Source organism: Devosia pacifica (assembly GCF_014652635.1).
Classification (GTDB): domain Bacteria; phylum Pseudomonadota; class Alphaproteobacteria; order Rhizobiales; family Devosiaceae; genus Devosia; species Devosia pacifica.
Window position 1 is genome coordinate 689,466 of record NZ_BMZE01000001.1, and the last position, 13,777, is coordinate 703,242.

A 13,777-nucleotide genomic window follows, 5' to 3' on the forward strand; every position below is an offset into this window, starting at 1 on the left:
GTGACAGTCCACACCCTTGCAAAGTTTCGGCCAGACCCTACGTTGTCGCGGCAACCAAGAGCCTGTTCGTGCCCCAATCGCCTACCTCCATCGTCGATGAAGTCGGGTTGGCTCTCGCCAACCTTGCCGATACCGCCACCGGTGCCTTTGTGCCGACATTGCGCCTCGGCGTGACCGGGCTGTCGCGTGCCGGCAAGACCATCTTCATCACGGCGCTTGTTCACAATTTGCTGACGTCAGGCCGGCTGGCGGGATTCGCACCGATGGCGGAGGGGCGCTTCATCGGCGCCCGGCTTGCAGAGTATCCCGATGCCACAATCCCACGTTTCGCCTATGAACAGCACTTGGCGAGCCTTACAGCCGACCCGCCGCACTGGCCGGAGGGCACCAGGCGGATCTCGCAACTGCGGCTGGTGCTGAAGTACCACTCGAAGCGGTGGCGCAATGGCATGCGCAATCCGGCGACACTTAACCTCGATATCGTCGATTATCCGGGCGAGTGGCTGCTGGACCTGCCGCTGCTGAGCCAGAGCTTTCAGGAATGGAGTACTGAGGCGCTGGAGCGGGCGCGCCGGCCGGCCTCACAACATGAGGCAGGGCCTTTCCTCTCGGTGCTTGAAGGCATTGATCCGGCAAAGCCCGCCAGCGATGCCGATGCCGAAGCCCTCGCAGCGGCGTTTACGCAGTATCTGCGATTGAGCCGCGAGGATGGGCGTGCATTGTCGACTTTGCCTCCCGGGCGTTTTCTCATGCCAGGAGATCTCGAAGGCTCTCCAGCGCTGACATTCGCACCCTTGCCGCCACAGAAGGGCACTGACCGTCATAGCCTCTACCATATGCTGGAGCAGCGCTTCGAGGCCTACAAGGACCAGGTTGTACGGCCCTTCTTCAAGGATCATTTTCTGCGGCTCGACCGGCAGGTGGTGCTCGTTGATGCGCTGCGCGCACTTAATGCCGGCCCTGACGCCATCGCCGATCTCGAGAGTGCCCTGACCTCCGTTCTGTCTTGCTTCCGGCAAGGCGAGCAAAACCCGCTGTCGCGCTTGGTGTCCCGCCGCATAGACCGCATCTTGTTTGCGGCGACCAAGGCCGATCATTTGCATCATACGAGTCACGACCGGCTGGAAACGATCCTCAACCGGTTGCTGTCGAGCGCGTCGCGTCGCGCCCGGTTTGCCGGGGCGGAAACCAAGTCGATCGCGCTCGCAGCCATCCGCGCCACCCGTGAAGGCTCCATCACCGAAAACGGCGAGGAGCTGCCGACGATTATAGGCACGCCGGTAGCCGGACAACATTTCGATGGCACCACCTATGACGGAAAGACTGATATCGCGTTTTTCCCCGGTGACTTACCGGAGAGAACAGACTCAGTTTTTGAAGATGATGGCAACGAGGTTCACCTGAACTTCTTGCGCTTCACACCGCCCCGGCGATTGCAGCGGGCCGAGAACGGCGAGCTGATCCTTCCGCATATCCGCTTCGACCGCGCGGTCGATTATCTCATCGGAGACTGGCTCAAATGAAGCGGCCCGTTGCTCGTCCAATAGACCCGAGTGAAGTCACTGAAGCGCCGCGGCGGATGCCACGCGCGTTCGCGGCAGAGGCCGCAATCCCTACCGAAGCTGCATTCGAAGCGCAGGCGGAGGACACTGAAGCCTTCGAGTCCCCGCAACCTCGCAAGATGGGTTGGCTCGGGCGACTGGCATGGAGCACTGCAGGCGCACTCGTTTCGCTCGGCGTTGGCCTCGCAATCGACCGACTGATCCGGGACCTGTTCGACCGACAGGAATGGCTGGGTTGGCTGGCGCTGGCGATCGCAGCGCTCCTGGTGCTTGCCATTCTTGTGTTGGCGATCCGCGAATATCTGGGTGTTCGCCGCTTGCAGGCACTCGGTGACCTGCGGGATCAAGCACAAGCCGCAGTCGAAACCGACCGGCCTGCAGACGCCAAGAAGATCCTTGGGCGTTTGGAGACGATCTATGCGGCGCGCCCCGATATGGCCCGTGCGCGCAAAGTCCTTGCGGACGATAGCGGCAACATGCTCGACGGCGCCGAGCAGATCCATCTGGCGGAGCGTCAATTGATGGCGCCGCTCGATGCCCGCGCCCGCGCGTTGACCGCACAATCGGCGCGCCGCGTCGCCCTGGTAACGGCTGTATCGCCGCGGGCGCTGATCGACGTCGGGTTTGTAATCTATGAAAGTGTAAAACTCGGCGGTGCCATCGCCCGGCTCTATGGCGCACGCCCCGGCTTTATCGGCTCCTGGCGCCTTGCCGGCGCCATACTCGCCCATCTGGCAGTAACAGGCGGGCTGGTGCTGACGGATGGCCTGGTGGAGCAGCTGGTCGGCCAGGGTCTCGCGCAGAAACTCTCCGCGCGGCTCGGTGAAGGTGTGGTGAACGGGCTGATGACAGTGAGGGTCGGGATTGCAGCGATGCGGGTCGTGCGCCCCCTGCCCTTCGTAACGCAGGATCAGCCCCTGGTGCGCGATTTTATCGGCGATCTCGCCAATGTCTCGCGCACCATGCAGGAAGAAAAGCGCTAGGCAGCAGTTCGGAGCTGCGGGATCTCCTCTTCGAGCTGAAAACGCTCAATCTCGGGCTTTGCGAAATAATAGCCTTGAAAGAGTTTTACGCCGGCTTCTCGCAACGCCTGCAATTCGCCGTGTGTCTCTACGCCCTCGGCGATGACGTTGATATCAAGATCGCGCCCAATGCTCAAAAGTCCCCGCACGATGGCGCGACGGACGGCTGAGGTGTCGACGCCGCGAATAATTTCCATATCGATCTTGATCAGATCCGGCTGGAACTTGGCGAGAAGATTGAGTCCGGCATAGCCCGCGCCAAAATCATCGAGCGCGGTGGTAAAGCCCATCCGCTTGTACTCTGCCACGATGTGCTCGACATGAGCCGTATCGGTCATTTCTTCGTTCTCGGTGAACTCGAACATCAGCCGACGCGGATCGAACTTCGCACGTGCCGCAGCAGCGAGCGACGAGCGGATACACGCCGAAGGCTCGTAGACAGCGTTCGGCAGGAAATTGATCGAGAGCATGGCCTTCGAGTTGGCCGTGAGTTTGGACCCTGCCAGTTCAATTGCCTTCACCCGGCATGCCTGATCAAAGGTGTACCGGTTATCTTCGTTGACCTGCCGCAAGACTTCGAATGCGCCTTGCCCGCCAGTGCCCCGGACCAGTGCTTCGTAGCCCCACACCTCGCCAGCCGTTAGGTCAACGATCGGATGAAAGGCCATGGTGAAATCAATGGGGAACGGCTCCGCGTTGCGGCAGCCGTTGCAACCTGTGGTAGACATGAAGCGACCTTATAGGTTCGAGCAAACACGCTTATCCTGCCGAACGAGCTTTAAGATTTCGCAAGTCTATAGAGTACTAAATCGTACAATCAGGCTGCCACGTCGTCTTTCGACGCACTGGGCGCAAGCGTAACTTTGAGCCCGTCAAGGCTCTCGTCGAGAAGAATCTGGCAGGACAGGCGCGAGTTCGAGCGAACGTCAGCGACCGTGTCGAGCATATCTTCTTCTTCCTCGCTCGGCGCTCCGACTTTGTCCATCCACTCTTCGGCAACAAAGACGTGACAGGTGGCGCAAGAACAGGCGCCACCACACTCGGCCTTTATGTTGAGCCCCCAATCGCGGATGACTTCCATTGTCCGCCACCCGTCGAGCCCCTCAAGCTCGTGCTCGACGCCGGCCTGGTCTGTGACATGGATTTTCATCGGGGCCACCTCTGCTAATTCCGGAGGGACGCCGCCGTATCAGGCGACGCCCAGCTTCTTCTGGAGCTTCGTGGATGACGTTGTGTACTGGAAAACCACGCGCTCATCCGGCGAGATTATCTTCTTTGCCGCCTGGGCCATCAGCGCGGCTTCATGGAAACCCGAAAGGATGAGCTTCAGCTTGCCGGGGTAATGGTTGATATCGCCAACCGCAAAGATCCCCGGCACCGAGGTTTCGAAGCGCTCAGTATCGACCGAGATCAGGTTGTCGTTGAGCTCCAGCCCCCAGTCCGCCACCGGTCCGAGCTTCATCGTCAAGCCGAAGAACGGCAGCAGGCGTGTCGCAGGAATGGAGACATCGCCAGCATCGGTCTTGAAGTGCACGCGGCTGAGCATGCCATCGTCGCCTTCAAGCCCCGCAATCTGCCCGATCTGGAGGGAAATCAGACCCTCGGCAACCATGCGCTGCATTTTGTTGACCGAGTCGGGAGCCGCGCGGAAAGCATTGCGGCGATGCACCAGTGTCAGCGACTTGACGATCGGCTGAAGGTTCAACGTCCAGTCGAGAGCAGAGTCGCCGCCGCCGACGATGACCACGTGCTGATCGCGGAAGTCCTGCATCTTGCGGACGGAGTAGAAGACCGACTTGTTCTCATAAGCCTCGATATTGTCCACCGGAGGCCGCTTCGGCTGGAAGGAACCACCACCTGCAGCGACGACGACAACCTTAGCGATAAATGTCTCATCCGCGTCGGTTGTCAGGCGGAACGTGCCGTCCTCCTGTTTCTCAAGCGAAGAGACCATCCTGTTGAAGTGGAATTCCGGATGAAACGGGGCGATCTGCGCCATAAGGTTTTCGGTCAGTTCCTGACCGGTGATGACCGGAAAGCCCGGAATGTCGTAGATCGGCTTTTCGGGGTAAAGCTCCGCACACTGTCCGCCGGGACGGTCGAGGATATCGATAAAGTGGCATTTGATGTCGAGCAGTCCCAGTTCGAACGCCGAAAACAGCCCGCAGGGACCAGCCCCGATCACCACGGCATCGGTTACAATTTCAGTTCCGCTCATTCCTAGTCCTTTGCAATGCCCAACTGGTTCGCCATCGCGTCGCCCCCGGTAACGGCGCAAGGTGCCCCGCTTTCGCGGCAAGGGGATCGCAAGTCAAGAGGGGCCGGTTTCAAGCCGGCACGGTGCAACCGCCTGGCTCAGCCAGCGCGACGAAGATACGGCCGTGTGCCGACCGGAATTTCGGCTGCGCCTGTGGGTTGATAGAATATATCGACCTCGGCCAGACGACCTTCACTGAGCGCCTTGCGCGTCGGCTCATGCGTCACAACAAAGCTGTCAATGCCACAGCGCCGCATCAGCGGAATCTGATCGGCAAGAACGTCGCCCACCGCCCTGATTTCGCCGGCAAATTTATAACGCTCCCGAGAGAGGCGCGCTGTCGAATAGCCGCGACCATCAGTGAAGGCAGGAAAATTGACCGCAATCGAGGAGAACCGGTCGAGATCCGCCTCAACATCTTCGATCCGTTCGCCGGGTGACACCAACAGCCCTAGCGGATGCTGTGTCTTCAGGAACGCCTCGCGGTGTTCAACAAAGACCGTCAGAGGAATGTGCACATAGCGCGCTGCGGCCGGATCGGTTTCATCGGTCCACTCCTTGAAGGGGTCCGGTTTGAAGGTGCCATCCTTGAAGATCGTCCGCTTATTGGCTTGCATGGGAGATGCGATGGCTCCGTTGAAATCGAAATGGATGCCGCATTCGCGCTTGTTGAAGCCGCGCCAACGGCCGGCACGTGGATCTTCCCCCTCGCCAACGGCGGAGGTGCAAGGCGCACAGCCGATAGACTTGTAGCCGTGGGCGTAAAGTGGGTGCTCGGGCAGATCATGCTCTGCCTTGTATGCCGCCACGTCTGCATCCGAGAAATAGGCCAGTGGATTGATCTTGATGCGGTCATCGCTGGTCAACTCGAAGTGCGGAAGCACCCCGCGCTCCGCAGTCTGATAACGCTTGCGGCCGGTGACCCAACCACCAAACTGCTCGGTAATCGGCTCCAACGGCTCGGTCTTCCTGATATGGCAGCACGAATCCGGATCCGTTTCCCACAGGGTGCCATCAGGATCGAACCGCGCCAGATCCTCGCTCGACGGGTAGATCGGAATGACGTTTGTCAGCCCCAGACGCTGCTTGAGCGTTTCAACGTATGCGAGCGTTTCCGTGAAGTGCTTGCCTGTCTCTAGAAAATAGATCGGCATATTCTTGTCGACCTCGGAGACCAAGTGCAGCAGCACCGCCGAGTCCGCACCGAACGAAGAGACGATCGCCATGTCGCCGGGCAGGATCTGGGTTGCGGCATGCTGCAGCACGCCAAGCGCATCCATCTCGTCGAACATGCCGTTGAGCGCGACAATGCCGAGCTCTCTGAGTGGATCGTGCTGATGCTGCCTAGGCAGCGCGCTCACTTGGGCCATAAAGCGCCTCCTTGAACGGTGCGTCACCAAGCCGGCGCAGCGCCACGATGAATGGCTCGTCCGCACTCGTGCGGTTAGCGAGATAGGTTTCGACGATCCGCTCGATCGCATCTGGCACGGCTTCTGCCTCGAAGCCACGGCCAAGGATCTTGCCGACCGCAGCCTGTTCGGTCGCATCGCCGCCGAGCGTGATTTGGTAGAGTTCGCCGCCCTTCTTCTCGACGCCGAGAATGCCGATATGCCCGACATGGTGATGGCCGCAGGCGTTGATGCAGCCAGAAATCTTGATCTTGAGCTCGCCGATCTCCTGCTGGCGCTCGATCTTGGCAAAGCGTTCCGAGATCGACTGCGCGATCGGGATCGAACGGGCATTGGCCAGCGCACAAAAGTCGAGCCCCGGGCAGCAGATCATGTCGGTGATCAGCCCGGCATTGCCGGTGGCCAGTTCCGCCTCGACCAGCGTGTCGAACACGGCGCGCAGATCGCTGATGCGGACATGCGGCAGCACCAGGTTTTGTTCGTGGGTGACGCGCAACTCATCGAACGAATACCGTTCGGCCAGGTCGGCAACGACATCCATCTGCGCATCGCTCGCATCACCTGGAGGCTTGCCGACCGGCTTCAGAGAAATGGTGACGCTGGCATAGCCCGGCTGGCGGTGCGACGAGACGTTGTTCTCGAGCCAATCGCCATAGGCAGCGTCGAGAATGCGCTCACGCGCCACATCAATCGGTGTGACCGGGAGATCCTCGAACGGCGGCGGCGCAAAATAGGCCGAGATCCGATCCAGCTCTTCCTGTGGCAGCGTCAGCTGACCGCCACGCAATTCGGCGAACTCGGCCTCGACCTGACCCTTGATCGATTCCAGCCCCTCTTCATGCACGAGGATCTTGATGCGTGCCTTGTACTTGTTATCGCGCCGGCCATAGCGGTTGTAGACCCGCATGATGCTCTCGAGGTAGCTCAGCAGGTGCTCGTGCGGCACGTAGCCGTTGATCATCTTGCCGATCATCGGCGTTCGCCCGAGACCACCCCCGACCCAGACTTCCCAACCGACCTGCCCATCGGGATTGGCGACTGCCTGCAGCCCGATATCATGGAAGCGGATTGCCGCCCGGTCATTCGGAGAGCCGGTCATCGCAATCTTGAACTTGCGCGGCAGGTAGGTGAACTCGGGATGGAGGCTCGACCATTGCCGCAGGATTTCCGCAACAGGACGCGGATCGATGATTTCGTCGGCGGCAGCACCAGCGAACTGGTCGGTGGTGATGTTGCGAATGCAATTGCCCGAGGTCTGGATGGCGTGCATCTCGACCGAGGCCAGTTCGGACAGGATCACCGGCACGTCTTTCAGGCGCGGCCAGTTGAACTGGATGTTCTGGCGGGTGGTAAAGTGGCCATAGCCGCGATCATAGGTGCGCGCGATATGGGCCAGCTTGCGCATCTGGTTGGCACTCAGCGTGCCGTAGGGTACCGCAACGCGCAGCATATAGGCATGCAATTGAAGGTAGAGGCCGTTCATAAGCCGTAGCGGCCGGAACTGGTCTTCGCTCAGCTCACCCGAGAGGCGGCGAACCACCTGATCAGAGAACTGCGCGGTACGCTCGCGGACAAACGCAGCGTCAAATTCGTCATATCGATACATGACCATCCTCATCCAGGTGCTGGCGGTCAAACACGGGGGCGGTTGGCCCGGCGGCTCGGATGCGCTCGCGCAGCCGGTCCGGCACGATCTCGCCGTCGTTTACAGAAACGGTTTCTGCTTCGAGGCTGACGATACGCCCGGTGGCCTTGGTAGCCTCCATTGCCGCCGTCTTGGCCTCGCCGTCCTCCTCGGAGAACACGCGCGCCGCGGCAATGGTATCGACCCAGTTGCCCCGCGCATCGAGATAGACGGTCGCCCCCGATGTCAGTTCGTTGCCGGTGAGAACCTCACCGCGTGTGATGCTCATTTCAGGCCGCCTCAACCGACTGTGGAATGATGGATGTGGCATCGGTCCAATTGCCCGCGGCAACCGCTTCGCCCACAAAGATGATCGCCGGGCCAGCCGGCAGATCGAGCGTGCCGCGCGCCAAGGCCTCGAGCGAACCGCTGTGAAGGCTCTTGTCGGTCCGACCGGCATTGACGACGATGCCGATTGGCAAATGCCCGCCGGCCCCATGCCCGATCAGCTTGGCCGCGACATCGCTTGCCGTCGACTTGCCCATGTAAAGTGCGAGGCTGAGTCCGGAGGACGCCAGAGACGCCCAGTGCTTCAAATCCGTATCGTCAGCACCGTGCGCCGTGGCCATGACGAAGCCGCTCGAGACCTTGCGCAGCGTCACCGGTGTCGATGTATCTGCCGCAGCAGCAAGAGCCGAAGTGACGCCCGGCACGATGGTGTAGGCGATGCCTTCCTTGCGCAGCGCCGCGATTTCCTCGCCGGCGCGCCCGAACACCATCGGATCGCCCGACTTGAGCCGCGCCACCTTCTTGCCCTCATGCGCGAGCCGGACGATTAGCGTGTTGATCTGCGCCTGGGTAAACGAGTGGTGGCCCTTGGCCTTGCCAACCGGGATCTGCTCGGCATCGCGCCGGCCCATCTGCACCACGGCTTCCGGCACAAGCTGGTCATGAACGATCACATCGGCCTGTTGCAGCAATCGCTGAGCGCGCAGGGTCAGCAAATCCTCGGCGCCGGGACCGGCGCCAATCAGCCAGACCTCGCCCTTGCCCTCGGCGCTTTCGGCATGACGAGTCAAAAGGGTCTCGGCGAGATCATCGCCGCCACCCTGCCCAACGGCCTCATCGACGCCGCGTGAAGTGACAAGATCCTCGTAAAACCAACGCCTTCTCGGGCCCGGCGGAATCAATGTCTCGACTCTCTTGCGCAGGCGCCCGGCGAGCTGCGCCACCGCCCCCAGGTTCGGCGACAGCAGTGCTTCGATCTGCGCCCGCACCAGCCGCGCCAGGACAGGCGCCGCGCCCTCGCTGGAAATCGCAATCGAGATCGGCGCGCGGTCGATGATTGAGGGTGTGTAGAAATCGCACTCGTGCGGCACGTCGACGACGTTGAGCGGCACACGACGCGTACGCGCGGCGCATTTGGCGGTTTGGCCGTCAGGGCCATGGTCGGCGACGAAAACCATCGCAGCGCCGTCAAGGTCCTCTGGAACGAACCGACGCTCGCACACGGTCAGGTCGAACGGGGAAAAGTCCGCCTCGATAACGCTAGCGATCACCACGAGGCGCGCCGAGGTCTTCGCCAACAGGCGAACCTTGTTCAAGGCCTCGTCGTCTCCTCCAACGACGACGACCTTCTTGCCTTCGACCTTGAGGCTGACCGGAAATGTATTGAGTTTGGTCATCTGCGACCCTCGCCATTCCGCCCTAAATTAGGGCACGACAGGCAAGCGCAACAAGCCGTTGATACTCAATAGTTTTTATATTTCCTGCGAAGCACTGCGCTTAGAAACGGAAAAACCGTCCTGCGCCGCATCACGCCAAATCCGTTCGCAAAACAGCGCGGCGGCAAAATGCGAAGCGCTTAGCCCTGCCGGTCAGGAACCCGCACCACCAAGCCATCGAGCGCGTCGCTGACCTTGATCTGGCAGCTAAGGCGGCTGGTATCGCGCACATCGAAGGCGAAATCCAGCATGTCCTCTTCCATCATCGAGGGGCCGCCGGTGGCCTCGAACCAATCCGGCTCGACATAGACATGGCAGGTGGCGCAGGTGCAGGCACCACCACATTCGGCGACGACGCCGGGCACACCGTTCATGATTGCGGTTTCCATCACCGTTGCGCCGTTCTGGCCTTCGGTTTCGTGCCGCGTTCCGTCGGATTCGATGAAGGTGATCTTGGTCATGGGGTCTCGCGTGGTCTTGCAGATCATGCCGATATAAGAGATCGATCGGGGTTTAGAAACCCTGCAGCGATCCGGGCACTTCAGCGCAGCAGCCCCTCAAGATAATGCTGCTCGATTCCGAACAGAGTCTTGATGGCTGCTATCTGCTGCTCAACAGCGTCGCGGTCCCGGCCGGCGCGGCTGTCCTTTTCGGCAACGATCAGATTGTTCTTGGGCGTATGCGCGTCGGAGACGAACTCAAACACCTTGGTGCGATATCCGTGCCGTTCCAGAAGCAGCGCCCGCAGCGTGTCGGTCAGCATCTCGGCCTGACGCTCAAGGAAGATACCGTGTCGCAACATGGGCTCGAGGGACGTTGCGGCCTCCCCCGCTGCCATTTCGCGACGCACCTGCTTGTGACAGCACGGCGCCACCGCGATCAGCGCCGCGGACGCGGCAATGCCCTTGTAGATCGCGTCGTCGGTTGCCGTGTCACAGGCGTGCAGCGCAATCACCGCGTCGGCGCCATTGGCGTCGAAATCCATGATCGTCCCGCTTTGAAAGCTCAGTCCCTCAAAACCCGATGCCCGCGCGGTCGCATTACCCTCACTCACCAGAGCAGGACGCATTTCAACGCCAACAATGCCGACCTCCAGCCCGGCAGTGCCGGTCAGATAATCGTACAGCGCAAAATCGAGATAGCCCTTGCCCGCGCCCATATCGAGAATCAGCGGCCGCTCGGTCTTGATCGCCTGAATCAATGGCGCAAAAATCTCCACCATCTTGTTGATCTGGCGGAACTTGTCCTGCGCATCATTGCGGATAGCGCCGTCCTTGCCGGCCAGACCCAACGCCTTGAGCCACGGCTTGTCGCTGCCGGCGAGTGGACGATTCTTTGTGCGGTCATGCGCGGTAGATGGCGCCGCGCGGCCCTTTGCCTCGGTCCGCTTGAGCCGCACCTTGTCGCCATTGCGCTCAAAGGATAGGTCGAACTCGGTGGTCGCCAGCTGGGCGCTGCGGAACGCCGTACGCAAATCCGCGCGCAGTAACGCCAGAGCTTCGGACTCGATGAAGTTCTTGATGATGTCGCGCGTCTTGTAGCGATAGGTGAAGGAGTACCGATCGCCGCGTTTGACGGTGATCTTCTTGACCTCGACCGATTTGAGCTCCTGCTCGGTGCCGTGATAGCCGCCCAACTTGAAACGAACCAGCGTGCCATCGGCGAAGGCGCTGGTGAGTGCGTCGAGCAGCTCTTCGATGCGATCGGGGACAGTCGTCACCACGATCAACGACGTTCCTTTGTGGCGAGGAAACGGATCTTCGGATAATCGTCCTGAGCCCGCTGTGCCCACCAGGCGTTCTGCGCCATGAACACCGGATCACCGTTGCGATCCTCGGCCATGTGCGATTTCTGCGCAGCGATGAAGCGCTTCATCTCATCGGGTTCATCGCTCTCGACCCAGCGCACTACCTCAAGGCCGACGCTTTCGAAACCGATCGGCACATTATACTCCTTCTCGACACGCGCGCCGAGCACGTCGAGCTGCAGGGCACCAACGACGCCAACGAGATAATCCGCACCAATCATACGACGGAACACCTGGGCGACGCCCTCTTCCGAGAGATCGTTGAGCGCTTTGGCGAGCTGCTTTGCCTTGATCGCGTCAGTCAGGCGGACACGGCGGATGATTTCCGGCGCGAAGTTCGGAATGCCGGTGACCTTAATTGCGCTGCCCTCGGTCAGTGTATCACCGACGCTGAGCGTGCCGTGATTGGGAATACCGACGATATCACCGGCCACCGCCTCTTCGGCCAGCTCGCGATCATGTCCGAAAAAGAACATCGGGCTGGTGACAGCGAGATCCTTGCCGGTGCGCACGTTGCGCAGCTTCATACCGCGCGTGAACTTGCCCGAAGATAGACGAACGAACGCGATGCGGTCGCGATGGTTGGCATCCATGTTCGCCTGAACCTTGAAGACAAACCCGGAGACCTTCGGCTCATCCGGCGAAATAGGTGCTGGTTCTGCCGGCTGCGGACGCGGCTCCGGCGCCCATTCACCGAGCGCCTGCAAAAGCTCTGCCACCCCGAAGCCCTTGAGCGCCGACCCGAACAGGACCGGCGTAAGGTGGCCGGCCTGGAAATCCTCGAGGTCGAACTTCGGCAGCGCCGAGCGCGCCAGTTCCAGCGTGTCGAGCGCATTGACGAACACCGGATCGGCGATCAGTTCTTCATGCTCGAGCAGATCCTCGATATCGTCCCACTCCGCGCCGGGGGCACCCGTGGGGCCGACAACGCGCTTCTCGACGAGGTCGAGATAACCTTTGTAGTCGACCCCCTGCCCAATCGGCCACAAGGCGGGCGTCAGATCGAGCGCCAGCTTGTCGGCGATCTCGTCGAACAGGTCGAGCGGCTCACGGCCTTCGCGGTCGATCTTGTTGATGAACGTTATGATCGGTATGTCGCGCAGCCGGCACACTTCGAACAACTTGAGTGTCTGGCTCTCAATGCCCTTGGCGGCGTCGATCACCATGATCGCAGCATCGACCGCGGTTAGCACGCGATAGGTATCCTCGGAAAAGTCCGAGTGGCCCGGCGTATCGAGAAGGTTGAAGGTCAGGCCCTGGTAGTCGAAGGTCATCACCGAAGATGCAACGGAAATGCCGCGCTGCTGCTCCATTTCCATCCAGTCGGATCGGGTGGAGCGAGCGCTGGCCTTGCCGCGCACCTGCCCGGCTTTCTGAATGGCGCCTGCCGCTGACAGCAAGCGCTCGGTCAGCGTGGTCTTGCCGGCGTCAGGGTGCGATATGATCGCGAAAGTCCGGCGCGAACGATACGGGTTCTCGCTCGCAAGCGACTGGCTGATACGACTTTCCGGCGCGCTAGCAACCGCTTCGAGTGCACTCATGGCGATGATCCTGCTGGAGAGATCGAGACGTGAGGGCGCGACGCGACAGTACACGGACCCTCGCCGCGACCCGTGCTGTATATGGCCCCATCCCGCCAGCCGTCAAATGCGCAGTGCTCAGAACTCCTCGGGAGCGAGTTCTGAGATATGCACGCGCACCTCTTCAATAGCGTGCGTGATTTCGAGAATGCTCTCTGAACCGAGCGTTCCCGATTGTGCAAGTTCGTGCTCCGCCTCGCGGACGCGTTTGGCAAGAGGATTGGCGCCGACCCCTGCGGCGGCACCACGGACGGTATGCAGCAGCACCATGAGATCTTCGCGCCGTGTCGCTTGCTTTAGGCGTTTCGCATAGGTGGCGATCATTGCATCGAAATTTCGCAGGACCTCGACTTCCAGCCCCGGATCACCGAGACATTGGCCGGTGAGATGCCCTCGGTCGATAAGACGATCCGACTGCTCCTGCAAATACTGTCCGCTAACGCCATAACTCTTGGCAGTCGCCGCCATTCTCTCATACTCCATCGCAGCCGGTACGCAGGCATGGGCGCAGCGTATCGGGATGGGGTGAACGCGCACTTAAACATAACTGTCATATCTGCGCTATCGCCTCACCGGGGACAAAATTAACCCTTCATTAAGAAAGCGCTCGGTTTGGCTAAAATTGAATGTATTAATGCGCTAAGAACCCCGAGCGGCGGCGTCGGTGGCGACTGCGGGATTTGAGAGGCATTTTATTCAAATCTCGCTGGAATGGTTCCCTAACCTCAAAGAGGTGGTGTGCCATGAGTATCTTACGGACGCCGATCAGTCGCAACGAGTCGACGCGAAAGT

Annotated in this window: 13 protein-coding genes; 2 read left to right on the top strand and 11 right to left on the bottom strand. The window is 60.7% G+C overall.

Annotated elements, in window-relative coordinates; translation table 11 throughout:
- The first annotated feature begins 68 nt into the window (after nt 1-68).
- Nucleotides 69-1,523 carry a YcjX family GTP-binding protein gene (locus IE127_RS03490; RefSeq protein ID WP_189423462.1) on the top strand — a complete coding sequence of 485 codons (1,455 nt, stop codon included), beginning with the start codon at nt 69-71 and terminating at the stop codon, nt 1,521-1,523.
- Nucleotides 1,520-2,545, top strand: coding sequence for a YcjF family protein (locus tag IE127_RS03495; RefSeq protein ID WP_189423464.1), 1,026 nt, complete (start codon nt 1,520-1,522; stop codon nt 2,543-2,545). Before IE127_RS03490 ends, IE127_RS03495 begins: the two co-directional genes overlap by 4 nt.
- Here the strand turns inward: IE127_RS03495 and IE127_RS03500 are convergent.
- The 11 genes from IE127_RS03500 to IE127_RS03550 form a co-directional block, all read right to left on the bottom strand.
- Nucleotides 2,542-3,312 (bottom strand): EAL domain-containing protein, encoded by a 771-nt coding sequence (locus IE127_RS03500; protein ID WP_189423466.1) that lies wholly within the window; start codon nt 3,310-3,312, stop codon nt 2,542-2,544. The two genes, IE127_RS03495 and IE127_RS03500, sit on opposite strands and share 4 nt — an antisense overlap.
- A gap of 89 nt (nt 3,313-3,401) precedes the next feature.
- Entirely contained in the window at nt 3,402-3,734 is a 333-nt protein-coding gene (locus tag IE127_RS03505; protein ID WP_189423468.1) for a 2Fe-2S iron-sulfur cluster-binding protein, read from the bottom strand.
- A gap of 39 nt (nt 3,735-3,773) precedes the next feature.
- Nucleotides 3,774-4,802 carry an NAD(P)/FAD-dependent oxidoreductase gene (locus IE127_RS03510; RefSeq protein WP_189423470.1) on the bottom strand — a complete coding sequence of 343 codons (1,029 nt, stop codon included), beginning with the start codon at nt 4,800-4,802 and terminating at the stop codon, nt 3,774-3,776.
- A 137-nt stretch (nt 4,803-4,939) separates the two neighbouring features.
- Entirely contained in the window at nt 4,940-6,211 is a 1,272-nt protein-coding gene (locus IE127_RS03515) for a phosphoadenylyl-sulfate reductase (RefSeq protein WP_189423472.1), read from the bottom strand.
- Nucleotides 6,186-7,856 carry a nitrite/sulfite reductase gene (locus tag IE127_RS03520; RefSeq protein ID WP_189423474.1) on the bottom strand — a complete coding sequence of 557 codons (1,671 nt, stop codon included), beginning with the start codon at nt 7,854-7,856 and terminating at the stop codon, nt 6,186-6,188. Before IE127_RS03520 ends, IE127_RS03515 begins: the two co-directional genes overlap by 26 nt.
- Nucleotides 7,843-8,163 (bottom strand): DUF2849 domain-containing protein, encoded by a 321-nt coding sequence (locus IE127_RS03525; protein WP_189423476.1) that lies wholly within the window; start codon nt 8,161-8,163, stop codon nt 7,843-7,845. Before IE127_RS03525 ends, IE127_RS03520 begins: the two co-directional genes overlap by 14 nt.
- A gap of 1 nt (nt 8,164) precedes the next feature.
- Nucleotides 8,165-9,559 carry a siroheme synthase CysG gene (cysG, locus tag IE127_RS03530; protein WP_189423478.1) on the bottom strand — a complete coding sequence of 465 codons (1,395 nt, stop codon included), beginning with the start codon at nt 9,557-9,559 and terminating at the stop codon, nt 8,165-8,167.
- Nucleotides 9,560-9,738: 179 nt separating this feature from the next.
- Entirely contained in the window at nt 9,739-10,059 is a 321-nt protein-coding gene (locus tag IE127_RS03535) for a 2Fe-2S iron-sulfur cluster-binding protein (protein WP_189423480.1), read from the bottom strand.
- An 80-nt stretch (nt 10,060-10,139) separates the two neighbouring features.
- Nucleotides 10,140-11,321 (bottom strand): class I SAM-dependent methyltransferase, encoded by a 1,182-nt coding sequence (locus tag IE127_RS03540; RefSeq protein WP_210310406.1) that lies wholly within the window; start codon nt 11,319-11,321, stop codon nt 10,140-10,142.
- Between the two features lie 2 nt (nt 11,322-11,323).
- On the bottom strand, nt 11,324-12,946 hold the full coding sequence (locus IE127_RS03545) for a peptide chain release factor 3 (protein ID WP_189423482.1): 1,623 nt from the start codon (nt 12,944-12,946) through the stop codon (nt 11,324-11,326).
- Between the two features lie 117 nt (nt 12,947-13,063).
- Nucleotides 13,064-13,453, bottom strand: coding sequence for an Hpt domain-containing protein (locus IE127_RS03550; RefSeq protein ID WP_189423484.1), 390 nt, complete (start codon nt 13,451-13,453; stop codon nt 13,064-13,066).
- Between the last annotated feature and the right edge of the window lie 324 nt (nt 13,454-13,777).

Bases quoted from the DNA above. Each gene is read 5' to 3' on its own strand.
- IE127_RS03495 (WP_189423464.1), top strand. From the start codon at position 1,520: ATGAAGCGGCCCGTTGCTCGTCCAATAGACCCGAGTGAAGTCACTGAA.
- IE127_RS03500 (WP_189423466.1), bottom strand. From the start codon at position 3,312: ATGTCTACCACAGGTTGCAACGGCTGCCGCAACGCGGAGCCGTTCCCC.
- IE127_RS03505 (WP_189423468.1), bottom strand. From the start codon at position 3,734: ATGAAAATCCATGTCACAGACCAGGCCGGCGTCGAGCACGAGCTTGAG.
- IE127_RS03510 (WP_189423470.1), bottom strand. From the start codon at position 4,802: ATGAGCGGAACTGAAATTGTAACCGATGCCGTGGTGATCGGGGCTGGT.
- IE127_RS03515 (WP_189423472.1), bottom strand. From the start codon at position 6,211: ATGGCCCAAGTGAGCGCGCTGCCTAGGCAGCATCAGCACGATCCACTC.
- IE127_RS03520 (WP_189423474.1), bottom strand. From the start codon at position 7,856: ATGTATCGATATGACGAATTTGACGCTGCGTTTGTCCGCGAGCGTACC.
- IE127_RS03525 (WP_189423476.1), bottom strand. From the start codon at position 8,163: ATGAGCATCACACGCGGTGAGGTTCTCACCGGCAACGAACTGACATCG.
- cysG (WP_189423478.1), bottom strand. From the start codon at position 9,559: ATGACCAAACTCAATACATTTCCGGTCAGCCTCAAGGTCGAAGGCAAG.
- IE127_RS03535 (WP_189423480.1), bottom strand. From the start codon at position 10,059: ATGACCAAGATCACCTTCATCGAATCCGACGGAACGCGGCACGAAACC.
- IE127_RS03545 (WP_189423482.1), bottom strand. From the start codon at position 12,946: ATGAGTGCACTCGAAGCGGTTGCTAGCGCGCCGGAAAGTCGTATCAGC.
- IE127_RS03550 (WP_189423484.1), bottom strand. From the start codon at position 13,453: ATGGCGGCGACTGCCAAGAGTTATGGCGTTAGCGGACAGTATTTGCAG.